The sequence below is a fragment of the Pseudomonas sp. KCJK9016 genome (assembly GCF_046231795.1).
Taxonomy (GTDB): Bacteria; Pseudomonadota; Gammaproteobacteria; order Pseudomonadales; family Pseudomonadaceae; genus Aquipseudomonas; species Aquipseudomonas bananamidigenes.
The window spans coordinates 178,206-204,595 of sequence record NZ_JBJJMM010000011.1 but is presented as its reverse complement, the minus strand read 5'-3'; the positions used below and the strand labels follow the sequence as shown (position 1 = coordinate 204,595).

Genomic DNA, 26,390 nt, shown 5'->3' with positions numbered 1-26,390 from the left:
ACATGGGACTGTTTGATTACAAGAATGCCGACGGCAAAGCGCTGTACAGCGATGCCATCGCGCTGACGTTGTATTCCTACACGCCGACCGGGCAGGCGTTGCCCGGTACCGGGTGGAAACCGCTCGGCGCCTCGGCGCTGGGCTATCAAGGCAAGACCGACGCGAAAGGCACGTTCTTCGGCGAGAAGGACGGCTTCACCAGCGCCGAGGCCGAGGTGCTCGGCAAATACGACGCTGCCGGCAAGCTGATCGGCATCGGCGTGGCCTTTCGCGGCACCGGCGGCCTGGGTTACAGCGATACTTTTGGCGACATGAAAAACAACCTGCTGGCCGCCATCGGGCCGGTGGACTACGCCAAAAACTATGCGAAGAACGCCTTCGACAACCTGCTCAAATCCGTGGCCGCGTTTGCCACGGCTCACGGCATCGCAGCCAAAGACGTGCTGATCAGCGGCCACAGCCTCGGCGGGCTCGGGGTCAACAGCGTGGCGGAGCTGAGTGCCAGCGACTGGGGCGGGTTCTTCAAGGACGCCAACTACATTTCGTTCGCTTCGCCGACCCAGAGCAGCACCGGCCCCCAAGTGCTGAACATCGGTTACGAGAACGATCCGGTGTTCCGTGCACTCGACGGCACCACGTTCAGCACGGCGTCGATGGGCAAGCACGACAAGCCGCACGACTCGACCACCGACAACATCGTCAACTTCAACGAAAACTACGCGTCCACCGCGCAGAACCTGGTGCCGTTCAGCATCGTCAATCCGTTGAACTGGTCGGCTCACAGCTCGCTGGGCTACGCCGATGGCCTGAACCGGGTGATCGACTCGAAGTTCTACAACCTGACCAGCCAGGACTCGACCATCATCGTGTCCACCCTGGAAGCGTCATCCCGGGGCAAGACCTGGGTCGAGGATCTGGGCCGCAGCGGTGAGCCGCACACCGGCAGCACCTTCATCATCGGCACCGACAGCAACGATTGGCTCAAGGGCGGGGCGGGCAACGACTTTCTCGAAGGCCGTGCCGGCGATGATCTGTTCCGCGATGACGGGGGCTACAACATTCTGCTTGGCGGTCAGGGGCACAACACCTTCGACCTGCAAAAGCCGTTGCAGAACTTCAGCTTCGCCAACGACGGTGACGGCACGCTGTACGTGCGCGATGCCTACGGCGGTATCAGCATGACCCGTGACATCGGCGCACTGGTGAGCAAAGAGTCCGGCTCGCTGTGGAGCAGCAAGGAAATCACTTGGACCGTCACTGCCAAAGGCCTGGCCAACGGTGCCGAGCTGACTCAGTACAACCATTCGCTCAATGGCGGCGCACTCGGCGACACGCTGAAAGCCACCGCCGATGGCGACTGGCTGTTCGGCCTGGGCGGTGACGATCACCTGTTCAGCGACAAGGCCCATGTGACCTTCGTCGGCGGCGCCGGCAACGACGTGATGAATGCGGTGGGTGGCAACAACACCTTCCTGTTCAGCGGCGCGTTCGGTTTCGACTCGATCCACGGTTACCAGGGCAGCGACAAACTGGTGTTCATGGGCGTGCAGGGCGCAGGGCAGGGCTACGACTACAAGCAACACGCTTTGCAGTCCGGCGCCGATACCGTGCTGAAGATTGGCGACTATGCCGTAACCCTGATCGGGGTGGGTGTGGCTAACCTGTCGGATTCGAGTTTCGTGTTCGCCTAGTGAACCGGTGGGCGCGAGCCTGTTCGCTCCCACAGTATGAATACGCAGTAAATGCTCCGGGACGCCCCGAGAGGGGCGTTCTGGTTGTGAGCTATCTCTGAATAATTCCAACAAAGAGAGAGGCAACAGCAATGGGTGTGTATGACTACAAGAACTTCAGCACAGCGGACTCCAAGGCCTTGTTAAGCGATGCCATGGCCATCACGCTGTACTCCTATCACAACCTCGACAACGGTTTTGCGGTCGGCTATCAGCACAACGGTTTCGGCCTCGGTCTGCCGGCCACGCTGATCAGTGCGCTGATCGGCGGCACTGACTCGCAAGGGGTGATTCCCGGCCTGCCGTGGAATCCGGACTCGGAAAAACTCGCCCTCGATGCCGTGAAAAAGGCGGGCTGGACGCCCATCACCGCCGCGCAACTGGGCTATGACGGCAAGACCGACGAGCGTGGAACCTTCTTCGGCGAAAAGCCCGGCTACACCAGCGCCCAGGTGGAGATCCTCGGCAAGTACGATGCCCAGGGCCATCTCACGGAGATCGGCATCGCCTTTCGCGGTACCAGTGGGCCCCGGGAAATCCTGATCGGAGATTCCATCGCCGACGCCATCAATGACCTGCTGGCCGCGTTCGGTCCCAAGGATTACGCCAAGAACTACGTCGGCGAAGCCTTCGGCAATCTGATGAACAACGTGGTGGCCTTTGCCAAGGCCAACGGCCTCAGCGGCAAGGACGTGCTGGTCAGCGGCCACAGCCTCGGGGGGCTGGCGGTCAACAGCATGGCGGACTTGAGCGGCAGCAAGTGGGGCGGCTTCTTCCAGAACGCCAACTACATCGCCTACGCCTCGCCGACCCAGAGCAGCACCGACAAGGTGCTCAACGTCGGCTACGAGAACGACCCCGTGTTCCGCGCCCTCGACGGCTCGACCTTCACCGGCGCATCGCTGGGCGTGCACGACGCGTCAAAAGTCTCGGCGACCGACAACATCGTCAGCTTCAACGACCACTACGCCTCGAACGCGTGGAACGTGCTGCCCTATTCGATCGTCAACATTCCGACCTGGATCTCGCATTTGCCCACCGCTTACGGCGACGGCATGAACCGGGTGATCGAGTCGAAGTTCTACGATCTCACCAGCCGCGATTCGACAATCATCGTCGCCAACCTGTCGGACCCGGCACGGGCCAACACCTGGGTGCAGGACCTCAATCGCAACGCCGAACCCCACAAGGGCAGCACCTTCATCATCGGCAGCGACGGCAACGATCTGATCCAGGGCGGCAGCGGCAATGATTACCTGGAAGGCCGAGCCGGCAACGACACTTTTCGCGACAGCGGCGGCTACAACATCATTCTCGGCGGCTCGGGCAGCAATACCCTCGAACTGCAGCAGTCGGTGAACAAGTTCGCTTTCGCCAATGACGGCGCCGGCAATCTGTACATCCGCGATGCCAACGGCGGGATCAGCATCACCCGCGACATCGGCAGCATCGTCACCAAGGAGCCTGGCTTCCTCTGGGGCCTGTTCAAGGATGACGTGACCCACAGCGTGACCGCCGAGGGGCTGAAGGTCGGCAGCAACGTCACGCAATACGCATCGAGCATCAAAGGCACCAACGGCGCCGACACCCTCAAGGCCCATGCCGGCGGTGATTGGCTGTTTGGCCTGGACGGCAACGACCACCTGATCGGCGGGGCGGGCAACGACGTCTTCGTCGGTGGCGCCGGCAACGACCTGATGGAGTCGGGTGGCGGGGCGGATACTTTCCTGTTCAGCGGTACGTTCGGTCAGGACCGGGTGGTGGGATTCACCGGCAATGACAAACTGGTGTTCCTCGGTGTGCAGGGGGTGCTGCCGGGCGATGACTTCCGTGCCCATGCCTCGGCGGTGGGGCAGGACACGGTGCTGAAGTTCGGTGCCGACTCGGTGACGTTGGTGGGGGTTTCGCTGAGCAGCCTCAGTGCCGATGGGATCGTGATCGCCTGATGTGTGTGGCGCCTGCAAAGGCGTCATGGCAAACAGGCTCGCTCCCGCAATCAGTCAAATGTGGGAGCGAGCCTGCTCGCGAATGAACGATAACGCGGTATTGAAAGTGACCCGCAAGCCACGACCTGACTCAAACCCTTGCATCAACAGAAAACGCGGACTAAAGCCTTCGCATGCGCACTCGTCATGCAAGGGCAAGCCGCCATTGAGTACAGGAGATTCAAACGTGAAAGGTTTCAAGGGGTATATCGGTGTCATCGGGTTGGCGCTGCTGTCGGCCAACGCCTGGGCCGATCTGCCTCACAGCTCGATTCTGAGCCGCTACGGCGTCGATTCCGATGAGTTGCCGAAACCGGCACCTGCCGAGCACACCGAGCCGGTTGAAGAAAAAAGCCGCTTTCAGCTCCAGCCGGAGCAGCCCTTCGTAACGATCCGGCTGGGTGACGGCAAACAGCCGGAAACCACCGGCAACCTCAGCATCGATCGCATGACCCAACAGGAGCGGGAGCGTTGCCAGCGACTGCAAGCCGAACTTGCCCGTCGAGGTGAGCGTTACTTCACTTGCGACAACAGCATTCCGGGCATGACCCTGCCGCAATAATCGCGCTGTTCAGGGAGCTGCCGCAGGGGCAGCTCCGCTGGCGCAGTCAATCTTCCTTGCGCACCGTCGCCACGTCATCGGCCTTGACCCGGATCTTCGCGCCGGAAATGTCCCGGAACTCATAGAAACCGTCCTCGGATTTGGTTTTCGGCATGTCCTTGGTCAAGTACTGCGTACCGTTCTGCAGGGTCACCACGGTGGGGGTGGAGCAACCGGCCAGCGCCAGCAGCGCCACTGTCGTCACTGACAAACCCAATGTCCTGAAATTCATATCCGGTATTCCTCCGTTCAAATTCGACCGCTGTCGGTCTTCTAACGCGGTTGGTGCCGCATCGTCCGTAAAAGTTCGATGAACCTTCAAAAAAAGCGGATCGCCGATGCCACTGATCCTTTTCCGTTTGCACCCGTCGGGACAGAACTGGTATCTGTACGCATAACCAGTATTCGCTTGCCATGGCCTTCGATCACCGTGACTTCCAGCTCCCTCGACGATCCGTTCTATTACCTCAACAACTTTCGGCAAGTGCTTGACTGGCTTGAGCTTCGCTATGCCGACGTGATGAGCGACACGGAGCATGCCTTCATTCGTGACTTCAAGTCACTGCCTCGTGGATCCCAAGGCTTGCTGGTGCGAATGGTGATGCGCAAGGGCGTGCATTTTCGTGCGGGCAAGCTCAATTATCCGGAAATCGGTGACATTGCGTCAGCCGCGCAACCATTGCTGGAACATGGCTGGCTGGATGAACGGGCGCTGCTGTCGATGCCGGAGCTGTTCGATCTGCTGCTCAAGGCCGAAGTCGTGCAAGCCTTCGGCCCGGCCATTGACGATCCGAAGGGCCGCAAGGTCGACTGGCTGCCGATGCTGCATGCGCGGTTTCCCGAGCCACGCTGCTGGCATGACTGGTGCCCGGCAATGGCTGATCGGCTGTTCAGCCTGACGCTGATGGGCCTGTGCGACCGGTTCCGCCTGATGTTCTTCGGCAACCTGTATCAGGACTGGTCGGAGTTCGTCCTCGCCGACCTCGGGATCTTCACCTACGAGAAAGTCCAATTCAGCGCCGACTCCAGAGGCCTGCGCAACCGTGCCGACGTCGATGCCTGCCTGTTCCTGCACGACTGCCAGCAGCGTTTCGAGGCGGGTGAGGCCATCGAACCGATCGCCGGGCAGTTGATTGCCCTGCAGTTCGACAATCCGTGGCTGCAGCGCAGGCTCGGCAAGTTGCTGTTCCAGATCGGCCAGCATTGTGAGCGCATCGCAGCGTTTGCACTGGCCCTGAGTCTCTATCGTGACTGCGCCTATCCCGGTGCGCGGTTGCGGATGATTCGTGTGCTGGAGCGTTGCGGCGAATATGCGCTGGCGCTGGAACTGGGTACGCAGGCCGAACTGGCACCGCAAAGCGCCGCCGAACAGCAGGGCCTGCAACGGATGCTGCCACGCCTGCGACGAAAACTGGGTGGCCCGCCGCTCAAGCGTGTTGCACCAGAGCCTGTCGAACGCCTTGACCTGCATCTGCCACGGCTCGACCCGGCATTGTCCGTCGAGTATCACGTGCAGGCCCATCTGCATGATGACGCCGGCCCCGTACATTACGTGGAAAACAGCCTGATCAATTCGCTGTTCGGCCTGTTGTGCTGGCCGGCGATTTTCGCGCCGCTGCCGGGGGCGTTTTTCAATCCGTTCCAGCGTGGACCGGCTGATTTGCTTCATGAAGACTTTCATGGGCGGCGGGCCGAGCTGTTCGCAGCCTGCCTGGCGGAGCTCGACGACGGGCGCTACGCCGACACCATTCGCAGCCGGTTTGCCGCCAAGTGGGGCATTCAGTCGCCGTTCGTGTTCTGGGGTGCACTGAATGAGGCACTGCTGGAGCAGGCACTGACCTGCCTGCCGGCCGAACACCTCAAACACTGGTTCAATCGCCTGTTGCTCGACATCAAGGCCAACCGCGCCGGCATGCCCGACCTGATCCAGTTCTGGCCGCAGCACAGGACCTACCGGATGATCGAAGTCAAAGGTCCCGGCGACCGCCTGCAGGACAACCAGTTGCGCTGGCTGGAGTTCTGCCACACGCACCGGATGCCGGTGGCGGTGTGTTACGTGCAATGGGCGGAGCAGGGCGCTTGAGCTACAGCATCGCCGTACGGGCACTGTGCGAATTCACCGCCAAAAGCGGCGACCTCGACTTGCGCTTCACCCCGTCACCCACCGCGCTGGAGGGTATCGCCGGCCATCGTACCGTCGCCTCGCGGCGCAATGACGCCTATCAGAGCGAAGTGGCGCTGGAAGGCGAGTTTCGCACCTTGAAGGTCAAGGGCAGGGCGGACGGCTACGATCCGGCGCAGAACTGCCTGGAGGAAGTCAAGACCTACCGTGGCGACCTGAGCAAGCAACCGGCCAATCACCGCGCTCTGCACTGGGCGCAGGCGAAGATCTACGGTTGGCTGATGTGTTGCAGACTTGAACTGGAGCAGATCAATCTGGCGCTGGTGTACTTCGACATCGTCAGCGAAAAGGAAACCTGTCTGGTCGAAGCCCACAGCGCCGACGCGCTGCGCGAGTTCTTCGAACAACAGTGCGGCTTGTTCCTGGCGTGGGCCGAACAGGAAATGGCCCACCGCGAGGCCCGCAATCACGCGGCTCGGCAACTGCGCTTTCCCCATGATGATTTTCGTCCTGGCCAGCGTCATCTCGCCGAGTCGGTGTTCAAGGCTGTCAGCACCGGACGCTGCCTGATGGCCCAGGCACCCACCGGCATCGGCAAGACCCTTGGCACGCTGTTTCCGATGCTCAAGGCCCTGGCGCCGCAGCAACTGGACAAGGTGTATTTCCTGACCGCCAAGACACCGGGGCGCAAACTGGCGCTGGATTCGGCGCAAGTGTTGTTCGATCACAGCGCAACCCTGCCGCTGCGGGTACTGGAGATGGTCGCCCGCGACAAGGCCTGCGAGCATCCCGACAAGGCCTGTCACGGCGAGTCCTGCCCGTTGGCACAGGGCTTCTATGATCGCCTGCCCGCGGCACGCGAGGCGGCCAGTCGATTGCGACTGATGGATCAGGCGGCACTGCGAGAAGTCGCCGCGCAACATTCGGTCTGCCCGTATTACCTGAGCCAGGAAATGGCCCGCTGGGCCGATGTTGTGGTCGCGGACTACAACTACTACTTCGATTTCAGCGCATTGCTGTTCGGCCTGGCCCAGCTCAATCAATGGAAGGTCGCCGTGCTGGTGGACGAGGCGCACAACCTGGTCGAACGCGGTCGGCAGATGTACAGCGCCACCCTTGATCAGGGGATCTTCAACAGCGTGCGCAAAACCGCGCCCGACGTCCTGAAAAAGCCCTTGCAGCGGGTCAATCGCGAGTGGAATGCCCTCAATGAAGCGCAACTGGCGCCGTATCAGGCGTACGACAGGGCACCGGAGAAACTGCTTCAGGCCATTACATCGTGCAGCGCGAGCATCGGTGACTACCTCAATGACCATCCTCAGGGGCTCGACAGCGGCTTGCAGAACGCCTGGTTCGAGATGCTGCAATTCGGCCGGGTCGCGGAGTTGTTCGATGCGCATTACCTCTTCGATCTCGGTAAGCGCGACCTCGACCGCAAGCGCCCGCTGTCACAACTGTGCCTGCGCAACGTAGTGCCTGCCGCGCTGCTCGGCCCGCGCCTGACGGCGGCCCGCAGTTGCGTACTGTTTTCTGCGACGCTCAGCCCGCGCCACTATTACGCCGACCTGCTCGGCACGCCGCCGGACACGGTGTGGATCGACGTCGAGTCGCCCTTCAGCGCCGAACAGTTGCAGGTGCGGATCGTCAGCCGGATCTCCACCCGTTTCACCCACCGCCAGGCGTCGCTGGAGCCGATCGTCGAACTGATCGCCCGCCAGTTCGGCGAGCGCCCGGGCAATTATCTGGCGTTCTTCAGCAGCTTCGATTACCTGCAACAGGTGGCGCAATTGCTGGCCGAACGGCATCCGCACATCACCCTCTGGCAACAGTCACGGGGCATGGCCGAGGGGCAGCGGCAGGCGTTTCTCGACCAGTTCACGGCGCACAGTCAGGGCGTCGGGTTCGCGGTGCTCGGCGGCGCGTTCGGTGAAGGCATCGATTTGCCCGGTGCCCGGCTGATCGGAGCCTTCATCGCCACACTGGGCCTGGCGCAGTTGAACCCGGTCAACGAGCAGATGAAGCGGCGCATGGCGGCGATTTTCGGTGCCGGCTACGACTACACCTATCTGTTCCCCGGTGTGCAGAAAGTCGTACAGGCTGCCGGCCGGGTGATCCGTACGCAACAGGATCGTGGTGTGGTCATGCTGATCGACGACCGCTTTGCCGAAAGCCGCATCCAACAGCTGCTGCCGCGCTGGTGGGCGCTCGATCATGCAGATGCTGCTGTCCTATCCGACGGTTTGACGCATACTCCAGCTATTGAATATCTGCGTTGAGCCAAGCCTGATGAGCGAGAACAACAAGTCCGCTGCGATCGAAGACATGCGTTTTCGCCTGCTGATCGATGCCGTTGTCGATTATGCGATCTACATGCTTGACCCCGATGGCATCATCACCAGCTGGAACTCCGGGGCCAGACGCTTCAAGGGGTATGAGGAAACCGAAATTCTCGGCGAGCACTTTTCGCGGTTCTACACTGATGAAGACCGCGCCGCCGGCAAACCGCAACGTGCGCTGGACACGGCAATCCGCGAAGGCCGGTTCGAAGGCGAAGGGTGGCGGGTGCGCAAGAACGGTACGCACTTCTGGTGCCATGTGGTGATCGATCCGATTTTCAGCCCGGACGGTCAACTGCTCGGATTCGCCAAGATCACCCGTGACCTGACCGATCGCAAGATGGCCGAAGAAACGCTCAAACAAAGCGAACAGCAGTTTCGCCTGCTGGTTCAGGGCGTCAGCGACTATGCGATCTACATGCTCAGCCCTGAAGGGTGTGTGACCAACTGGAATCCTGGTGCGCAACGGATCAAGGGTTACGCACCGGAGGAAGTCATCGGCAAGCATTTCTCGATGTTCTACACCCCGGAGGACCGGGAGGCAGGCGAGCCGCAGCGATCCCTGGAAACCGCGGTGCGCGAAGGCCGCTTCGAGAGCAAGAGCTGGCGTTTGCGCAAGGATGGCACGCGGTTTCTGGCCCATGTGGTGGTTGATGCGATCCGTGGCGACACCGGTGCGCTGCTCGGTTTTGCCAAGATCACCCGCGACGTGACCGAAGCCCACCAGGCGCAACAGGCGCTGGAGCAGACCCGCGAGGCATTGTTCCAGGCGCAGAAGATGCAGGCCATCGGCCAACTCAGCGGCGGTATCGCCCACGACTTCAATAATCTGCTGACGGTGATCCTCGGTAACCTGGAGATCGTGCGCAAACGGGTGGGCGACGATCCGAAAGTCAGCCGTCTGCTGGAAAACGCCACGCAGGGCGCCTTGCGCGGCGTGTCGCTGACGCAACGCATGCTGGCCTTTGCCCGGCGCCAGGAACTCAAGACCGAAGCCGTGGACATTCCCACACTGGTGCAAGGCATCACCGGCCTGCTGCGCAGTTCGCTGGGGCCGGGCATTCTTATCGAAACACGGTTCCCCGACGATCTTGAAGCGGTGCTGGCCGACACCAACCAGCTTGAACTGGCGGTGCTGAACCTGGCCACCAATGCCCGTGATGCGATGTCCGAGGGGGGCACCGTCATCATCAGTGCCGAGCCGCAAGTGGTACTTGAGCAAAGTCAGTCGAGCCTGGCGGCGGGACGCTATGTGTGCCTGAGCATGACTGATACCGGCGAAGGCATGGACGACGCGACGCTGGCGTCGGCAACCGATCCGTTTTTCACCACCAAAGGGCTGGGCAAGGGGACGGGGCTGGGTTTGTCGATGGTGCACGGCTTCATCGAGCAGTTGGGCGGCCGTTTCATCCTCAAAAGCGTAAAAGGGCAGGGAACCTGTGCCGAGCTCTGGTTGCCGGTCGCTGCCGATGGCGTTGTTGCCAGACCTCTGAAGCCGGGCACAGCCATGGCGTCGGTGCCGAGGCTCAGTGTCCTTGTGGTGGACGATGATGCACTGGTGCGGACCAGTACCAGCCTGCTGCTCGAAGACCTGGGGCATCGGGTCATCAGTGCAAGCTCCGGCGCCCGGGCGCTGGAGCTTTTCGATCAGGGGGAAGTCATCGATCTGATGATCACCGACATGGCCATGCCCCTCATGAGCGGCGCACAGCTGGCCCATGCCGTAAGGCTGCTCAAGCCGGACCTGCCGATCATCCTGGCTACCGGTTACGCCGAGCGCATCGACGGGTTCGCAGCCGAGTTGCCACGGCTGCCCAAACCGTTCAACCAGCAAGGTCTGATCGAGATCATCGCTACGTCAATGAAATGAATTCACTCCGCGCCAGCCAAAGCAAAGCCCGGCGTTGAAGCCGGGTTTTCGGGAAAGGTTCAGCACGTGGCTTGAAGCACCCGGCGCGGGCCAACGCTGTTTTGCATCGATCCCTGAAGCGGCGGGAAGTCTTCGTTGAGCACGCTCAGATGATCGATGGCGTCTTCGAAGCGCCGATCGGCTTTGCGGCGCACGACCCGATAGCGTTCGAACTGTTCGATATCCAGATTTTCGCCTTCCAGTAATTCATTGGCCGTGCGGTTGAGCGCCCGGGCCTCCTCGAACAGTTGCCTGTTGCGTTCCAGTGCCAGATTTCTGCATGCCTTGATCTGCGCGGGGGTTGAGTCGTTTTTCATGACCTTTGGCCTTGTTTTTCGGGATTCTCCGTGCCGGGCGCTATGGCCGTTGAGGAGTATCGAGCCTGTTGAGCCTCGCTGATGTACGAGGGGTTAAGGTTGTGACTGCGGACAAAGGGTATGGGATCCATTTATTTGGAGAAGGAATTTTGATGTTTCCGTGCGGGCTGGCGCCCCGTACTCATCATGTTTTCTGTTTCTTCCGCTGCTCGTAGCGGGTGAGGACGGGCTGTGTGCTGATACCGTGCAGCAAAATACTCAGGGCCACGACTGACAGCGTCAGGTCTGTGCATTGGCTTGCCAGACTGTCGCCCAGTCCGTGATTGAGGGCATAAAACAGGTAGAACAGGCTACCGATGCCGCGAATGCCGAACCAGCCGATCAACACCCGCTGACGCCCCTCAAGCAGCGCTCCCCATGGCATCAAGGCAACGCAGGCCGGGCGGATGACGAAGAACAAAATGCCGCCGACCCACAATGCCCGCCAGTCCCAGTGTGTCGCCAGCACCACACCGAGCAAAGTGACCAGAAATACTTCCATCGCCCGCTCCACCAGACTGCCGAAAGCGAGCATGTCACCCATCATGATCCCCGCGGCCACCTGACTGTCCTCAAGCCGTTCAGTATCCCCATGTACGGCGTGTTGCGGTTCAACATGCTGATGACCCACCACCGGTTGAACCAGATGCTCGGCCGGAGGCTCACTGGCACCGGTGGATTTCACTTCCTCCTGACGCAAGCCCAACCCCGCGGCAAACACCGACAGAAAACCGTAGCCACCCATGGCGTCGGCCACCACATAAGCCAGTGCAATCAGGGCCAGCGTCAGGTAGTCGTTGGGGCTCACGGTGCTGTCTTCATTGCGGATCTGCAGGGCGAGGGTGATGCGTCCGATTCCGCGCCCCAGCCAGTACCCGGTGAGCAATCCGGCGGGAACGGCCCAGAGGACGTCACGCGCTATCCAGTGACTCCACTCGGTGGCCATGCCATTGCCCTTGAGCCACAACAGCCCGAGGATCACGAACGGAAAGGCAATGCCGTCATTGAGACCGGCCTCGCCCGACAGACCGAAGCGCACGCTGTCGATATCCCGTGCGTCATTGACCTGTACCAACGAAGCCAGCACCGGGTCGGTGGGCGCCAGGATCGCCCCGATCAGCAACGACGGCCCCCAGCCCAGGTTCAGACCGTAATGCAGCAACAGGCTGACGCCGATGATCGTCAGCACCATCACCGGGCCAGCCAGGCCGAAGGCGATCCGCCAGCGCTTGTCGCGCAACGGCAGGCGCAGCTTCAAACCGCAGACGAACAGCGAAAACAGCACGGCGACTTCGGTCAGGTGCTCCATCCATAAGGACGACTGTTCCAGCGGCAGCTTCAACAGATCGAGACCGCCCGGCCCGATACCGATGCCGAGCAGCAGGCACACGGCCGATGTCGTGACCGGCAGCCAGCGCAGGTAGGACGAGGTCAGCGCAAGAACCAGCAGAACCGCGCCGAGCACGGTGACCCAGATAATGAAACTCATGGCACGCGGCTCGTGCTGACAAGCGTTGCTGTGTCGTGGCGACAACGCATTGCGAAGGACTTAGCCAACGGTCGTGCGCAGGTACTCGGGTGTGAGCACGTTGAACCACAACAGGATCATCGAGACCAGCAGGGTCACCAGCACCAGCAGCGCAACACCCCACACGCTGGCTGAATAGAGCAAGCCTTGCTCCTTGCGCTCGTGCATGAACGTCGGCAGCCCGACGAACAGCAGGAACGTCGAATACATCGCCGCCGCACCCAGTACCAGTACCGCCAGCCAGCGGCTGGGCCAGAGACCGGCGATGCCCGCCAGGAAAAACGGGGTGACGGTGTACGCCGCAAAGCCGATGCACTGGTTGAGCGTGGGGCGTGCATCGAAGGTACGTGACATCCAGCGGATGAAACCTCCGATGATCGCGACGCCCAGGACCGTGGTGACGTACAGCAGAATGCTCAATTGCAAGGCGCTGGCGGTGCTCAGCCTGACCGTTTCGCCTGCCGCCAGGCTCCAGCCGACCGACGTCGTGCCAATGAACAGACACACGGGGGGAATGAGGGCGAGCAAAAGCAAATGAGTCATGTAATGACGCGGGTGCGCCTCTTCTTCGCGGCGGATGTCGGTCCACGCAAAGTTCGGCTGGGTGAAAAGCTTGACGATAGGTGCGGACATGACGACCTCCTGATCTTTCGTGGCACGAGAGCGGGCCTTAAAGGTATTGAGAGGCCGTCCTGTTCGACGGTTCACTTTTTCCGCCCACCGTTCAGAGCATCGGCTTGCCGCCGGTCACCCCGTAGCGCTGGCCGGTGATGTAGCTGGCTTCATCCGATGCCAGCAGCACGTAGATCGGCGCGACTTCCACCGGTTGGCCGGGGCGACCGAGCGGGGTCTGCTCGCCAAAGTGTTGTACTTCTTCGTCCGGCATGGTCGAGACAATCAGCGGCGTCCAGATCGGCCCAGGGGCCACGCAATTCACGCGAATGCCACGAGGACCGAGCATTTGCGCCAGGCCACCGGTGAAATTGGCAATCGCACCTTTGGTCGTGGCGTAGGCGAGCAGGGTGGGTTTGGGCATGTCCGAGTTGACTGAACTGGTGTTGATGATCGAGGCGCCACGCCCCATGTGTTTGAGCGCTGCCTGGCACAGGCGGAAAATCGCCGTGATGTTGACGTCGAAGGTCATCAGCCATTCGTCATCGGGAATCTCTTCGAAGGTTTCGTGGGTCATCTGGAACGCGGCGTTATTGACCAGCACATCGATGCGGCCGAAGCGTTCGACGGTCTGGTCCACCAGGGTCTGGCAATGGGCTTTTTGTGCAATGTCGCCGGGCAGCAGCAGACACTGGCGACCGGCCTGTTCGACCCAGCGCGCGGTTTCCTTGGCATCTTCGTGTTCGTTGAGGTACGCGACCGCCACGTCGGCGCCTTCGCGGGCGAAGGCAATGGCCACGGCGCGACCGATGCCACTGTCGGCGCCGGTGATCAGGGCAACTTTGCCGGCGAGCCGACCAGAGCCGGTGTAATGTTGCTCACCGCAGTCGGGGTACGGTTCCATCTTGCGCTGGGAACCGGGTACGGCTTGCGCCTGTTGCGGGAAGGGTGGAACGGGATAATCGGTCATCGTCAATCTCCGGGCTTATGGCAGGTGTGGCCGGTTGACTCGGCGTCTTTGCCAGGAGTTCGATCGGATTGACGATGACCTCTACGAGATTCAGGCCCGGCGTTCGGCCAGACTGCGTTCCATCCGCGTTATGCCTTCTTCCAGCAATGAACGCGGGCAACCGAAATTCAGGCGCACGAACTGCTGGCTGTGGTCACCGAAGTCGATGCCGGGGCTTAGCCCGACCCGAGCCTGTTCGAGGAAGAACTGCTGCGGATTGTCCAGGCCCAGCGCCGAGCAATCGAGCCAAGCCAGGTAAGTGCCCTGCGGCACATTGATCGTCACACCCGGCAGACGACTGCGAACGGCCTCGACCAGATAATCCCGGTTGGCCTGCAGGTACTGTTTCAGCTCCTTCAGCCATGGCCCCGCGTCGCTGTAGGCCACGCGGGTAGCCTCCATGCCCAGCGGGTTGACGCTGTCGACCATGCCGCAGCGGGCGTGGTTGACCCGTTCGCGCAGTGCGCTGTCCTGAATGATCATGAACGAGGTCTTGAGGCCGGCAATGTTGTAGGCCTTGCTCGCCGACATCAGGGTGATGGTGCGGCGGGCGATCTCCGGGCTCAGGGAGGCGGTCGGAATGTGCACGCGACCGTCGTAGCACAGCTCGGCGTGGATTTCGTCGGAGATGATCCAGGCGTCCTGCGCCATGCAGATGTCCGCCACCGCTTGCAGTTCTTCGCGGTCGAAGACCTTGCTGATCGGGTTGTGCGGGTTGCTCAGCAGCAGGGCGCCACCGCCGGTCAGGGCATCACGCAGTGCCTCCAGCGGCGTGGCGTAGGTGCCGTCGGCCTGCGGATTGAACTCCAGCTCGACCTTGTTCAGGCCCCAATGGCCCGGTGCATGGCGCAGCGGCGGGTAGTTCGGGGTCTGCACCACGACGTTCTGCTGCGGCTGCACCAGCGCCTTGAGCGCCATGTTGAAACCCGATTCGACGCCCGGCAGAAAGATCAGCTCCTGAGGTTTGACCCGCCAGGCGAACTTGTTCCAGAGGTCGGCGACGATGGCCTCGCGCAGATTGTCCCGGGCCACGCTGTAGCCTACCAGCGGGTGCAGCAGACGCTGTTGCAGCGCCTCGATGACCACCGGTGGTGCCGCGAAATCCATGTCAGCGACCCACATCGGCAACACATCGGCCGGATAACGGCTCCATTTGGTGCTGCCGGTGTCGTGGCGGTCGAATACCTGATCAAAATCGAAAGTCATGCGAGGTCTCTGAAGGCGGAGAGGGGTCGTGCCGGCGATGATAAACCTCCATCCCCTGCGGGCGCGAACTTGTGACCGACGAATGGCCGACGGTCGGTTTTCACACAGACGACGGCGACGTTGTCTACAGTGAAAAAGTCGGCACTCGCTTGCCGGCACCGTGATTGTCCAGAAAAACCCGGCTCGAGTACCGGGTTCCACCTGATCAGGAGTGCACGATGGATCTCAGCCGTCGTCAATTCTTCAAGGTCGCCGGTATCGGCCTTGCAGGCTCTAGCCTGGGCGCGTTGGGCATGGCCCCTCTGCCTGCCTTCGCCGAGCAGGTGCGCCACTTCAAGCTTGCCCACACCCATGAAACTCGCAACACCTGCCCGTATTGCTCGGTCGGTTGCGGCTTGATCATGTACAGCCAGGGCGATGCCGCGAAGAACGTTGCGCAAAACATCATCCATATCGAGGGCGACGCCGACCATCCGGTCAACCGCGGCACCCTGTGCCCGAAAGGCGCCGGCCTGCTGGATTTCATTCACAGCCCGGGCCGCCTGCAGTACCCGCAGGTGCGCAAGCCCGGCAGCAGCGAATGGACCCGGATCACCTGGGACGAAGCCCTCGACCGTGTCGCCGACCTGATGAAGGCCGACCGCGACGCCAATTTCGTCGAGAAGAACGCCCAGGGGCAAACGGTGAATCGCTGGCTGACCACGGGGTTCCTCGCGGCGTCGGCGGCGTCCAACGAAGCGGGTTACATCACCCACAAGGTGGTGCGCAGTCTCGGCATGCTGGGGTTCGATAACCAGGCGCGTGTCTGACACGGCCCGACGGTGGCAAGTCTTGCCCCGACGTACGGCCGTGGAGCCATGACCAACACCTGGACCGATATCGCCAACGCGAACCTGATCCTGGTGATGGGCGGCAACTCCGCTGAAGCGCATCCGTGCGGCTTCAAATGGGTGACCGAAGCCAAGGCGCACAATGCGGCCCGGCTGATCGTGGTCGACCCGAGATTCACCCGCACCGCCTCCGTGGCCGATTACTACGCGCCGATTCGCACCGGCAGCGACATCGCGTTCATGGGCGGGCTGATCAATTACCTGCTGACCGAGGACAAGATCCAGCACGAGTACGTGCGCAACTACACCGACGTGTCGTTCATCGTCAAAGCCGGGTTCGGCTTCGAGGACGGGCTGTTCACCGGTTATGACGCGGCCAAACGCAGTTACACCGACAAATCCAGCTGGGGTTACGAACTGGGCGAGGACGGCTTTGCCAGGGTCGACCCGACCCTGCAGGATCCGCGTTGCGTCTATCAATTGATGAAGCAGCATTACAGCCGCTACACCATCGACCTGGCGAGCCAGATCTGTGGCATGCCGGTGGAGGCGATGAAGAAAATCTGGGAGGAAATCGCCACTTGCTCGCAACCGGGCAAGACCATGACCATCCTTTACGCGCTGGGCTGGACCCAGCACTCGATCGGCTCGCAGATCATCCGCAGTGCAGCGATGGTGCAACTGTTGCTGGGTAACGTCGGCATGCCCGGCGGCGGGGTCAACGCCTTGCGCGGGCATTCGAACATTCAGGGCCTGACCGACCTCGGGCTGCTGTCGAACTCGCTGCCGGGTTACCTGACCCTGCCGACCGACGCCGAACAGGACTACAACGCCTACATCAAGAAGCGCACGCAATCGCCGTTGCGCCCGGGCCAGTTGTCCTACTGGCAGAACTACAGCAAGTTCCACGTCAGCCTGATGAAAGCCTGGTACGGCGCCAATGCGACCGCCGAGAACCAGTGGGCCTACGATTACCTGCCCAAACTTGACATCCCCAACTACGACATCCTCAAGGTGTTCGACCTGATGGGGCAGGGCAAGGTCAACGGTTACATGTGCCAGGGCTTCAACCCGATTGCCGCGCTGCCGGACAAGAACCGGGTGATGGCCGCACTGGCCAGACTGAAATGGCTGGTGGTGATGGACCCGCTGGCCACCGAAACCTCGCAGTTCTGGGAAAACGTCGGGCCGTACAACGATGTGAAAAGCGCCGACATACAGACCGAAGTCATTCGCCTGCCGACCACCTGCTTTGCCGAGGAGGACGGCTCGCTGGTCAACAGCAGCCGCTGGCTGCAATGGCACTGGAAGGGCGCCGACGGCCCGGGCGAGTCACGCACCGACGTGCGGATCATGACCGAGCTGTTCATGCGTCTGCGCCAGCGATATCAGACCGAGGGCGGGGCCTATCCCGATCCGATACTCAAACTCTCCTGGCCATACAAGGTGCCGGAAGAACCGTCGCCGGAAGAGATCGCCAAGGAGGTCAACGGTTACGCCACCACCGACTTCACCGACGCCACGGGTGCCGCGATCAAGGGCAATTCGCAACTGGCGGGGTTCGCCCAGCTCAAGGACGACGGCAGCACCGCCTCCGGCTGCTGGATCTTCTGCGGCAGCTGGACCGAGGCCGGCAACCAGATGGCCCGCCGCGACAACGCCGACCCTTACAACATGCATCAGCATCAGGGCTGGGCGTGGGCCTGGCCGGCCAACCGGCGGATTCTCTACAACCGTGCCTCGGCGGACATGCAGGGCAAACCGTGGGATCCGAAAAAACGTCTGGTGTGGTGGAACGGCAAGGCCTGGGGCGGCACCGACGTACCGGACTACAAGGCCGACGTGCCGCCGGAAGCCGGGATGAACCCGTTCATCATGAACCCCGAAGGTGTGGCACGGTTCTTCGCCGTCGACAAAATGAACGAAGGGCCATTCCCCGAGCACTACGAGCCGTTCGAAACGCCGATCGGCATCAACCCGTTGCACCCCGAGAACAAGAAAGCCACCAGCAACCCGGCGGCGCGGATCTTCGATTCGGTGTGGGACAGCCTCGGCGTGGCCAAGGACTATCCGTACGCCGCCACCAGCTACCGGCTGACCGAACATTTCCACTTCTGGAGCAAGCATTGCCGGTTGAATGCGATTGCCCAGCCGGAGCAGTTCGTGGAAATCGGCGAAGTGCTGGCGAAGGAGAAGGGCATTGTGGCCGGCGACCGGGTACGGGTCAGTTGCAAGCGCGGGTTCATTGAAGCGGTAGCGGTGGTGACCAAAAGGATCCGACCGTTGCAGGTCAACGGTCAGGTCGTGCATCAGATCGGCATCCCGCTGCACTGGGGCTTCACCGGCCTGACCCGCCACGGTTACCTGACCAACACCCTGGTGCCGTTCCTCGGCGATGGCAATACACAGACCCCGGAATCCAAGTCATTCCTGGTCAACGTGGAGAAGCTCTGATGGAGAATCTTTAAATGGCCAGCCAAGACATCATTGCCCGCTCGGCCACCACGACCCCGGCGCCCTCGGTGCGCAATCAGGAGGCCGTCGCCAAGCTGATCGACACCACCAAATGCATCGGCTGCAAGGCCTGTCAGGTCGCGTGCTCGGAATGGAACGAACTGCGCGACGAGGTCGGCCACAACCACGGCACCTACGACAACCCGCAGGATCTGAGCGCAGAGACATGGACGCTGATGCGCTTCACCGAGCACGAAACCGACGCCGGCAACCTCGAATGGCTGATCCGCAAGGACGGCTGCATGCACTGCGCCGAGCCCGGTTGTCTGGCGGCGTGTCCGAGCCCGGGGGCGATCATCAAGCACGCCAACGGCATCGTCGACTTCGACCAGGATCACTGCATCGGTTGCGGCTATTGCATCACCGGGTGCCCGTTCAACATTCCGCGCATCTCGCAAAAAGACCACAAGGCCTACAAATGCACCTTGTGTTCGGACCGCGTAGCCGTGGGACTGGAACCTGCCTGCGTGAAAACCTGCCCGACCGGGGCGATTGTCTTCGGCTCCAAGGAGGACATGAAAACCCACGCGGCCGAACGCATCGTCGACCTCAAGAGCCGTGGCTTCGACAACGCCGGTCTCTACGATCCCGAAGGCGTCGGCGGCACTCACGTCATGTACGTGCTGCATCACGCCGACACGCCGAAGATCTACGCCGGGCTGCCGGAGCATCCGGCGATCAGTCCGCTGGTGGGGCTGTGGAAAGGCATCAGCAAACCCCTGGGCCTGCTGGCCATGGGCGCGGCGGTGCTGGCCGGGTTCTTCCATTACGTGCGGATCGGCCCGAACCGCACCGAAGAGGATGACCATCCGGAACCACCCGACACCTCGGTCCACGTGGTCGATCCGGCGGTGCACACCTTCGATCCACGCAGGGAGGACCGGCCATGAGCAACAAGACGATCCTGCGCTACACCGCCAACCAGCGCACCAACCACTGGCTGGTGGCGATCCTGTTCTTTATGGCGGGGCTGTCGGGGCTGGCACTGTTTCATCCGTCGATGTTCTGGCTGACCCATCTGTTCGGCGGCGGGCCGTGGACGCGGATTCTGCACCCGTTCATGGGCGTGCTGATGTTCGTGCTGTTTCTTGGCCTGGTGTTTCGCTTCTGGCGTTCCAACTTCTTCATCGACAACGACTGGAAGTGGCTGCGGCGCATCGACCGGGTGCTGGTCAACGACGAAGAGACCGTGCCGCCGGTGGGCAAGTACAACGCCGGGCAAAAACTGCTGTTCTGGACTTTACTGCTGTGCATGCTCGGGCTGCTGTTCACGGGGCTGGTGATCTGGCGTGCGTACTTCAGTCATTACTTCGGCATCACCACCATCCGCTGGGCGATGTTGCTGCATGCCCTGGCCGGGTTTGTGCTGATCCTGAGCATCATCGTGCACATCTATGCCGGCATCTGGATCAAGGGCTCGGTGGACGCGATGCTGCACGGCTGGGTCAGCCGCGCCTGGGCGAAAAAACACCATGCACTCTGGTATCGCGAGGTGGAATCCAGGGATCCACCAGAGCGACCGGTCACCAAAAAGGGCTGACAGTTGCCGACCATTCTTGAACCCGGGGAGATCGAAGCGGCGGCCAGTTCGCCGCCGTTTCTGCACTTGCCGCCGCACGACCTTTTCGCGTTGCGCGCCGAACGTCTGGACCACCTGGCGATCGGTCATCCGTTGGCCGACTACCTGCGTCTGATCGCCGGACTGTGCCGTGTGCAGCAACAAGTCCTCGACGATCCCCCTTCAAACGCCCCGATTGATGAACAACGCCTCGAAGTCTGCCGACAACACGGCATGCCGCCGTTCGCTGCCGACACCCTGATCCGCGAGGACGGCTGGCAGGCGTATCTGGACGCCTTGCTGCAACGCTACGGTGTACCGGAACAACCCGCCGTTGCCGATGCGGTGAGGTCGTTGCGGGCTGCCAGTCCCGGCCAGTTACGGGCCTGGGCGGTGGCGTTGGTGAGCGGCCAGTATTCGCTGGTGCCGGCGGCGCTGGTGCCGTTTCTGGGCGCGGCGCTGCAAACGGCCTGGAGTCATTGGCTCTTGAGCGCACCCAACCTGCAACTGGCCCCCGGCAACAGCCTCGGCCAGTGCCCGGCCTGTGGCTCGCCGGCCATGGCCGGGGTGATCCGTCATCGCGGCAAGCAAAACGGCCTGCGTTATCTGGTGTGCTCGCTGTGCGCCTGCGAATGGCATGTGGTGCGGGTCAAGTGCGTGTATTGCGAACAAAGCAAAGGCCTTGAGTACCTGTGTCTGGAGGATGACCGCCACGCCGCCAATCAGGCGCCGCTGCGGGCGGAAGTCTGCCCGGGTTGCAACAGCTACCTGAAATTGCTGTATCTGGAGAACGATGCCGAGGCCGAAGCACTGTCGGCGGACCTGAGCAGTCTGCTGCTGGACATGCGTCTGGCCCAGGACGGCTATCAGCGACTGGCACCGAATCTGTTGCTGGCACCCGGAGACGAATAAGCAGAGCGTCTACACTCTGGCGCAACGGCTTTTTATCCGGAGCGCCTGATGCCTGCCAGTGTTGCCCAGCGGTTGCCTTCCATCGACAGTCTGTTGCGTCATGACGCCTTTCAACCCGTGGCCGAGCGGCACGGTCGCCAAGCGCTGCTGGCGATGCTGCGTCAGTTGCTCGACGATTTGCGCGAATCGGTCGTGGCGGGGCAACTTTCCGCTGTCGAGATCAGCCCTGAAGCGTTGGCCGGCAGGACTGCCGAGCGCCTGGCGTTGCAACAGCGCAGCCAGGTGCGGCGGGTGTTCAACCTGACCGGCACCGTGTTGCACACCAATCTGGGGCGTGCCTTGTTGCCGGAAGAGGCCATCGAGGCAGTGCAACGGGCAGCCCGCTATCCCTTGAATCTGGAATTCGATCTGGCCAGCGGCAAGCGCGGTGATCGCGATGACCTGATCGAAGGCCTGATCCGCGAGCTGACCGGCGCCGAAGCCGTCACCGTGGTCAACAACAATGCCGCCGCGGTGCTGCTGACCCTCAACAGCCTCGGCGTGCGCAAGGAAGGCATCATTTCTCGGGGCGAACTGATCGAAATCGGCGGTGCGTTCCGCATTCCCGACATCATGGCCCGTGCCGGCGTGCGTCTGCATGAAGTCGGCACCACCAATCGCACTCATGCCCGGGATTACGAAGCGGCCATCGGTCCGCGCAGCGGTTTGATCATGCGTGTGCATGCGAGCAATTACAGCATCGAAGGTTTCACCGCACGAGTTCCGACGGCCGAATTGGCGGAGCTGGCCCATCGTCATGGCTTGCCGCTGCTCGAAGACCTCGGCAGCGGCAGCCTGCTGGACCTGACCCGCTTCGGATTGCCGGCCGAACCGACCGTGCGCCAAGCGCTGCTCGATGGCGCGGACATCGTCACCTTCAGCGGCGACAAACTGCTCGGCGGGCCGCAGGCCGGGGTGATTGTCGGGCGCAAGGCGTTGATCGCGAAGATCAAGAAAAACCCGCTCAAACGCGCCTTGCGGGTCGACAAGATGACCCTGGCGGCGCTGGAAGCGGTGCTGGGGCTGTATCGCGATCCGGATCGGCTGGCCGAGCGGCTGCCGACCCTGCATCTGCTGACACGCCCGCAAGCCGAGATTCTGGCTCAGGCCGAACGCCTGCAACCGGTATTGTCCGGTGTGCTCGGTGCAGGCTGGACAGTCTCTGCCGTGGCGGCGCTGGGCATGATCGGCAGTGGCAGCCAACCGGTGGCGAGATTGCCTAGCGCCGCATTGTGCGTGCGCCCACAGGTTTCAAAACGCCTGCGCGGACGCTCGCTGCTGAATCTGCAAACGGCCTTGCGCGAATTGCCGATACCGGTGCTCGGGCGTCTGGACGATGACGCGCTGTGGCTGGATCTGCGGCAACTCGATGATGAACCGGCGTGGCTCGCCCAACTCGGGCAGTTGCAGACATGATCGTCGGCACCGCCGGGCACATCGACCACGGCAAGACCTCACTGCTGCAAGCCTTGACCGGGCAGTCGGGCGACCGTCGCCCGCAGGAACGCGAGCGGGGCATGACCATCGACCTCGGTTATCTCTACGCCGAACTGGCGCCCGGCACAGGGCTGACCGGCTTCATCGATGTGCCGGGCCACGAAAAATTCACCCACAACATGCTGGCCGGCGCTCAAGGCATCGATCTGGTGCTGCTGGTGGTCGCGGCGGATGACGGCGTGATGCCGCAGACTCGCGAGCATCTGGCAATCGTCGAATTGCTGGGGATTCCTCGGGCGCTGGTGGCGATCACCAAGTGTGATCGCGTCGAGGCGGGCAGGGTGGTGGACGTTCGCCGGCAAATCGAACAGCTGTTGGCGCCCGGCCCGTTTGCCGGAGCGCCGATGCTGGCGGTTTCAAGTGTGACGGGCGAGGGCATCGATGAACTGCGCCAGGCATTGTTGCTGGCACAAAGTGAAGTGTTGAAGCGGGGACGCGAGGGGGGATTTCGTCTGGCCATCGACCGGGCATTCAGCGTTGCCGGCGCCGGGATTGTGGTGACGGGCACCGCGTTGTCGGGGATGGTCGCCGTGGGCGACAGGCTGATCCTCGGGCCTTCGGGCAAAGCCATACGGGTGAGAGGGCTGCACGCCCAGAATCAACCTGCGGAAATGGCATTTGCCGGCCAGCGTGTCGCCCTGAACATCAGCGGTGATCGCCTGGCGCTTGGGCAAATCCATCGCGGGCAATGGCTGCTCGCCGAAACGCTCTTCGCACCGACTCAACGTCTGGACATCGATTTCCAGTTGCTGCCCGACGAGACGCGCACCTTCGAACACTTTCAGCCGGTGCACCTGCACCTCGGCACACAGGACGTGATCGCCCGTGTGGCGTTGCTCGAAGGACCTCGGCTGCTGCCGGGCGAGCGCATGTTTGCGCAACTGCTGACCGATGTTCCGGTACACGGCGTGAAGGGTGACCGGCTGATCCTGCGTGACCCGAGTGCCCAGCGCACGCTCGGTGGCGGTCAACTGCTCGATCCGTTCGCCCCGGCCCGGCAGCGGCGCAGCCCCGGGCGTCTGGCGCAGCTGCGAGCCTTGGCAATCAGTTCGGACCTGGAGCAGGTGCTGCCAACGCTGCTGGAATACAGCGAAAGCGGCCTCGATCCGCAGCGGCTGGAGCGTCAGTTCAACCGTCCGCGTGAAGGCTGGTCATTGCCCGATAACGTTCGTCTGATCGACACCCGCCAGGGACCGCGGCTGTTCAATGCCCAGCGCTGGGGCATCCTGAAGTTCACATTGCTGGAGCAACTGGCGCGCTTCCATGAGCTGGAGCCCGACCAGATGGGCCCGGACCGTGACCGATTGCGACGCTTCAGCGGCTTGAACATCGAGCATTCGACCTTCATCAGCCTGCTGGAAGAATTGCGCAGCGCCGGCTCGCTCACCGCCAGCGGCCCGTGGCTGCACCTGCCGGATCATCAGGTGCGCCTGAATGCCGACGACCAAACCTTGTGGCAGGTGCTGCAGCCGCTGTTCGAGCAGGCAGGCTTCGACCCGCCCTGGGTACGTGACCTGGCCCAAACCGTGGGACAGGAGGATGCCACAGTGCGGTTGCTGTTACGCAAACTGGCGCGCCAGGGGGTGATGCATCAAGTAGTGCGCGATCTTTTTTACACCGACATTACCCTGCGGCAAACGGCAGCCCTGCTGCTGCGCCTCGGTGAAGAAAATCCACAGATTCAAGTCACGGCGTTCCGGGATGCGCTAGGCTTGGGTCGCAAACGCAGTATCCAGATCCTCGAATACTTCGACCGCCTCGGCCTGACCCGACGAGTCGGCGAAGGGCGACAGATCCGTTTCGACAACGCGCTGGCCAGTCCCGGCGCCGACTGAGTTCAAGGAAGGCAATCGCGCCCGGTGGCGCGGCCGGGCTTCAAACCCGGTTGGGGACGGCATCCGTTCCCGGGCAGGTTCGACTCCGGCTGCCTTCCGCCATTTCTTCCAGGCTGTTCAGTTGCATTTGCGAATAAAGCGGCACAAAGCCTCAATGCGCTCTGCCAGGTCAAGAATCGAGTAATCAGGGGCGTACTGGCTGGTGATCTTCGCCGCTACCTTGACCTTGTTGGCCACCAGTCGCTTGGGAGGGGTTACTTTGCTTGCCTTGCCCGGCACTTTTTTCGCGACTCTTCTGAGCGTTTTGTATTCCAGGGGATTGGCCCAGATGGATGGGGAAACGATTGAGTCGACGTGACGGTGGTGATTTCTGATCACAGCCTCAATATGAGCCGGCGCAATGTAGTTTTCGATTTCCCGGCCTTTGGTGACCCAGGCAACCCCGCCACTGGCCTCGATTTCTTTCATGACTCGCACTTTGCTTTGACGTAACGCCCCTTGTGCACTGGATCTGTCGCTGTCGATCAGGATTGCCGAGTTCCTGTTGAGTGATTGCAGGTCAATAAAGTCATCTGCTCCATCCTCCTGCTCGTCCGCTGCAAGGTGGCTCAACAAGCGGCCACCATAGAACATGATCGAGTAATGCAGACCTTCAACCAGATCCGGCGTATGGCCTTTGATCCAGTGGTTCAGGTAAATGCGATCGGAAGGGCCTTCGACCCACAGGATGCAGTTGGCCTGCAAAATATCGGAAGCGAGATACCCGAGGCGATCGAGAATGTCGCGCAAGTCAGGCTTACTTTTGATATGACTGCCGCACGTCTGGAACAGTGTCAGTCTGTCCTTGGCTGCAACGTTGATCACGGTTGCCGAATGGGTGCTGAGCAGCAGTTGTTGATTGCGCTCCTCGGCAATGGCGATCAATGAGTCGATGACAAACCTGAGCATTTTCGGGTGCAGATGGGTTTCCGGCTCCTCCAACAGGCAGATGGAGTGCTCGGGGCACTCTCGCAGCCAGGCGGCCATCAAGGCGTAGGCTTTCCAGCCAGAAGGGAGCCAACTGGCCGGAAGTTGATTGGGCATGAGCGGATCGTCTTTGATCCAGACCGACAATCTTCCGTCCTCACCCAACTGGAATGTCCCGTCATCCAGTGGTTCATGCCCGAAGGGGTCTTGGCGTTCGATGTCGAGATTGCACAGGAATGGCTTGCTCCTGTTCAGCTCGGCGACTGCGGCCTCGGTAAAGGACTCTTCCAGCGTCATTCCGTTGCGGTAATGAATGTTTTCATGCGTGATAAATCGCGGAATCGGAGAGCACAGTGCGTGTTTGTGCAGGTCGCCGGAACGTTGCCGGAGCGGTTTAAAGGGTGACTCTACAACCTGCCTGCAGGCGACGTCCTCGATGCCGTCAAGCGTGTCGTCGAACGTCGATGCGGAAAAGATGTAGGACCAGCGCTCACCGTTATCAAACTCGACACTGGCGCTGGGCAGGATCTGCCGGGGAGGGTTTTCACGAGGCAGCGAGGCCAGCACCTCCGGGTATCTCAGAGCCCTGACCATGTCGAGGACAGTCGATTTTCCGGAACCGTTTTCGCCAATGAAGATATTGATCTGGCCCAGACTGACCGGTTCATTGCGCCACAGCACCCGCATGTAGCCCCAGAAGTCGCCGGAGCTCACCGCAACATCGGGTGTGTTCAGCGTCCGAATGGCGGATAGCCAGATATTTTTGATTTTCATCGGGTTAGCGCGCATCCATGACTCACTATGAAGGGGGCGCAGACTAAAAGAAGTAATGGCACATAGCTAGT

The 26,390-nt window shown here is 61.7% G+C and carries 19 protein-coding genes and 1 tRNA gene; 13 read left to right on the top strand and 7 right to left on the bottom strand.

The genetic code is table 11. The annotated features are described in order from the left end of the window. The first annotated feature begins 2 nt into the window (after positions 1 to 2). The 3 genes from ACK6BI_RS13640 (at position 3) to ACK6BI_RS13630 (ending at position 4,277) form a co-directional block, all read left to right on the top strand. Positions 3 to 1,691 carry a polyurethanase gene (locus tag ACK6BI_RS13640; protein ID WP_409317464.1) on the top strand — a complete coding sequence of 563 codons (1,689 nt, stop codon included), beginning with the start codon at positions 3 to 5 and terminating at the stop codon, positions 1,689 to 1,691. Positions 1,692 to 1,822: 131 nt separating this feature from the next. Beyond that, the gene (locus tag ACK6BI_RS13635; RefSeq protein ID WP_409317463.1) at positions 1,823 to 3,676 is read left to right on the top strand and encodes a polyurethanase; all 1,854 of its coding nucleotides are present in this window, start codon (positions 1,823 to 1,825) and stop codon (positions 3,674 to 3,676) included. A gap of 226 nt (positions 3,677 to 3,902) precedes the next feature. Beyond that, positions 3,903 to 4,277, top strand: coding sequence for a hypothetical protein (locus ACK6BI_RS13630; protein WP_409317462.1), 375 nt, complete (start codon positions 3,903 to 3,905; stop codon positions 4,275 to 4,277). Positions 4,278 to 4,323: 46 nt separating this feature from the next. Here the strand turns inward: ACK6BI_RS13630 and ACK6BI_RS13625 are convergent, their stop codons facing one another. Next, entirely contained in the window at positions 4,324 to 4,548 is a 225-nt protein-coding gene (locus ACK6BI_RS13625) for a YgdI/YgdR family lipoprotein (protein WP_409317461.1), read from the bottom strand. 198 nt (positions 4,549 to 4,746) lie between these two features. Here ACK6BI_RS13625 and ACK6BI_RS13620 point away from each other — a divergent pair, with 198 nt between their 5' ends. From ACK6BI_RS13620 to ACK6BI_RS13610, 3 genes are read left to right on the top strand one after another with little or no spacing between them, the layout of a single operon-like run. Then, positions 4,747 to 6,399, top strand: a complete 1,653-nt coding sequence (locus ACK6BI_RS13620) for a VRR-NUC domain-containing protein (RefSeq protein ID WP_409317460.1) — start codon at positions 4,747 to 4,749, stop codon at positions 6,397 to 6,399. Further along, complete coding sequence (locus ACK6BI_RS13615) at positions 6,396 to 8,714, top strand: ATP-dependent DNA helicase (RefSeq protein WP_409317459.1); 2,319 nt, start codon at positions 6,396 to 6,398, stop codon at positions 8,712 to 8,714. Before ACK6BI_RS13620 ends, ACK6BI_RS13615 begins: the two co-directional genes overlap by 4 nt. 10 nt (positions 8,715 to 8,724) lie before the next feature. Beyond that, positions 8,725 to 10,644: a PAS domain S-box protein gene (locus ACK6BI_RS13610; protein WP_409317458.1), complete on the top strand. Its 1,920-nt coding sequence runs from the start codon at positions 8,725 to 8,727 to the stop codon at positions 10,642 to 10,644. A 59-nt stretch (positions 10,645 to 10,703) separates the two neighbouring features. Here ACK6BI_RS13610 and ACK6BI_RS13605 read toward each other — a convergent pair whose 3' ends face one another. From ACK6BI_RS13605 to ACK6BI_RS13585, 5 genes are all read right to left on the bottom strand, one after another. Further along, a complete protein-coding gene (locus ACK6BI_RS13605) occupies positions 10,704 to 11,000 on the bottom strand; it encodes a hypothetical protein (protein ID WP_409317457.1) in 297 nt (98 codons plus the stop codon). Positions 11,001 to 11,184: 184 nt separating this feature from the next. Then, a complete protein-coding gene (locus tag ACK6BI_RS13600) occupies positions 11,185 to 12,528 on the bottom strand; it encodes a cation:proton antiporter (RefSeq protein ID WP_409317456.1) in 1,344 nt (447 codons plus the stop codon). A 60-nt stretch (positions 12,529 to 12,588) separates the two neighbouring features. Further along, a complete protein-coding gene (locus tag ACK6BI_RS13595) occupies positions 12,589 to 13,200 on the bottom strand; it encodes a Yip1 family protein (RefSeq protein ID WP_409317455.1) in 612 nt (203 codons plus the stop codon). A 91-nt stretch (positions 13,201 to 13,291) separates the two neighbouring features. Next, on the bottom strand, positions 13,292 to 14,149 hold the full coding sequence (locus tag ACK6BI_RS13590; protein WP_409317454.1) for an SDR family oxidoreductase: 858 nt from the start codon (positions 14,147 to 14,149) through the stop codon (positions 13,292 to 13,294). Positions 14,150 to 14,239: 90 nt separating this feature from the next. Then, entirely contained in the window at positions 14,240 to 15,394 is a 1,155-nt protein-coding gene (locus ACK6BI_RS13585) for a MalY/PatB family protein (protein ID WP_409317453.1), read from the bottom strand. A gap of 218 nt (positions 15,395 to 15,612) precedes the next feature. Between ACK6BI_RS13585 and fdnG the strand changes: the two genes are divergently transcribed. From fdnG to ACK6BI_RS13550, 7 genes are all read left to right on the top strand, one after another. After that, on the top strand, positions 15,613 to 18,678 hold the full coding sequence (gene fdnG / locus ACK6BI_RS13580) for a formate dehydrogenase-N subunit alpha (RefSeq protein WP_409317452.1): 3,066 nt from the start codon (positions 15,613 to 15,615) through the stop codon (positions 18,676 to 18,678). A 14-nt stretch (positions 18,679 to 18,692) separates the two neighbouring features. Beyond that, positions 18,693 to 19,628: a formate dehydrogenase subunit beta gene (fdxH, locus tag ACK6BI_RS13575; RefSeq protein WP_065257380.1), complete on the top strand. Its 936-nt coding sequence runs from the start codon at positions 18,693 to 18,695 to the stop codon at positions 19,626 to 19,628. Beyond that, complete coding sequence (locus ACK6BI_RS13570; RefSeq protein ID WP_409317451.1) at positions 19,625 to 20,278, top strand: formate dehydrogenase subunit gamma; 654 nt, start codon at positions 19,625 to 19,627, stop codon at positions 20,276 to 20,278. The genes fdxH and ACK6BI_RS13570 overlap by 4 nt, the downstream gene beginning before the upstream one ends. A gap of 3 nt (positions 20,279 to 20,281) precedes the next feature. Then, positions 20,282 to 21,208: a formate dehydrogenase accessory protein FdhE gene (fdhE, locus tag ACK6BI_RS13565; RefSeq protein ID WP_409317450.1), complete on the top strand. Its 927-nt coding sequence runs from the start codon at positions 20,282 to 20,284 to the stop codon at positions 21,206 to 21,208. Positions 21,209 to 21,256: 48 nt separating this feature from the next. Beyond that, positions 21,257 to 22,663 carry an L-seryl-tRNA(Sec) selenium transferase gene (gene selA / locus ACK6BI_RS13560; protein ID WP_409317449.1) on the top strand — a complete coding sequence of 469 codons (1,407 nt, stop codon included), beginning with the start codon at positions 21,257 to 21,259 and terminating at the stop codon, positions 22,661 to 22,663. Continuing rightward, positions 22,660 to 24,579 carry a selenocysteine-specific translation elongation factor gene (gene selB, locus ACK6BI_RS13555; RefSeq protein ID WP_409317479.1) on the top strand — a complete coding sequence of 640 codons (1,920 nt, stop codon included), beginning with the start codon at positions 22,660 to 22,662 and terminating at the stop codon, positions 24,577 to 24,579. Before selA ends, selB begins: the two co-directional genes overlap by 4 nt. 6 nt (positions 24,580 to 24,585) lie before the next feature. Next, positions 24,586 to 24,681: transfer RNA gene (locus ACK6BI_RS13550), tRNA-Sec, on the top strand. A gap of 15 nt (positions 24,682 to 24,696) precedes the next feature. On the opposite strand, the gene ACK6BI_RS13545 is transcribed toward ACK6BI_RS13550, so the two are convergent. After that, positions 24,697 to 26,334, bottom strand: coding sequence for an ATP-dependent nuclease (locus ACK6BI_RS13545; protein ID WP_409317448.1), 1,638 nt, complete (start codon positions 26,332 to 26,334; stop codon positions 24,697 to 24,699). Positions 26,335 to 26,390: the final 56 nt, after the last annotated feature.

Bases quoted from the DNA above. Each gene is read 5' to 3' on its own strand.
- selA (WP_409317449.1), top strand. From the start codon at position 21,257: ATGCCTGCCAGTGTTGCCCAGCGGTTGCCTTCCATCGACAGTCTGTTG.
- ACK6BI_RS13605 (WP_409317457.1), bottom strand. From the start codon at position 11,000: ATGAAAAACGACTCAACCCCCGCGCAGATCAAGGCATGCAGAAATCTG.
- ACK6BI_RS13625 (WP_409317461.1), bottom strand. From the start codon at position 4,548: ATGAATTTCAGGACATTGGGTTTGTCAGTGACGACAGTGGCGCTGCTG.
- ACK6BI_RS13610 (WP_409317458.1), top strand. From the start codon at position 8,725: ATGAGCGAGAACAACAAGTCCGCTGCGATCGAAGACATGCGTTTTCGC.
- ACK6BI_RS13590 (WP_409317454.1), bottom strand. From the start codon at position 14,149: ATGACCGATTATCCCGTTCCACCCTTCCCGCAACAGGCGCAAGCCGTA.
- ACK6BI_RS13585 (WP_409317453.1), bottom strand. From the start codon at position 15,394: ATGACTTTCGATTTTGATCAGGTATTCGACCGCCACGACACCGGCAGC.
- ACK6BI_RS13545 (WP_409317448.1), bottom strand. From the start codon at position 26,334: ATGCGCGCTAACCCGATGAAAATCAAAAATATCTGGCTATCCGCCATT.
- ACK6BI_RS13570 (WP_409317451.1), top strand. From the start codon at position 19,625: ATGAGCAACAAGACGATCCTGCGCTACACCGCCAACCAGCGCACCAAC.
- ACK6BI_RS13640 (WP_409317464.1), top strand. From the start codon at position 3: ATGGGACTGTTTGATTACAAGAATGCCGACGGCAAAGCGCTGTACAGC.
- ACK6BI_RS13595 (WP_409317455.1), bottom strand. From the start codon at position 13,200: ATGTCCGCACCTATCGTCAAGCTTTTCACCCAGCCGAACTTTGCGTGG.
- selB (WP_409317479.1), top strand. From the start codon at position 22,660: ATGATCGTCGGCACCGCCGGGCACATCGACCACGGCAAGACCTCACTG.
- ACK6BI_RS13635 (WP_409317463.1), top strand. From the start codon at position 1,823: ATGGGTGTGTATGACTACAAGAACTTCAGCACAGCGGACTCCAAGGCC.
- fdxH (WP_065257380.1), top strand. From the start codon at position 18,693: ATGGCCAGCCAAGACATCATTGCCCGCTCGGCCACCACGACCCCGGCG.
- ACK6BI_RS13600 (WP_409317456.1), bottom strand. From the start codon at position 12,528: ATGAGTTTCATTATCTGGGTCACCGTGCTCGGCGCGGTTCTGCTGGTT.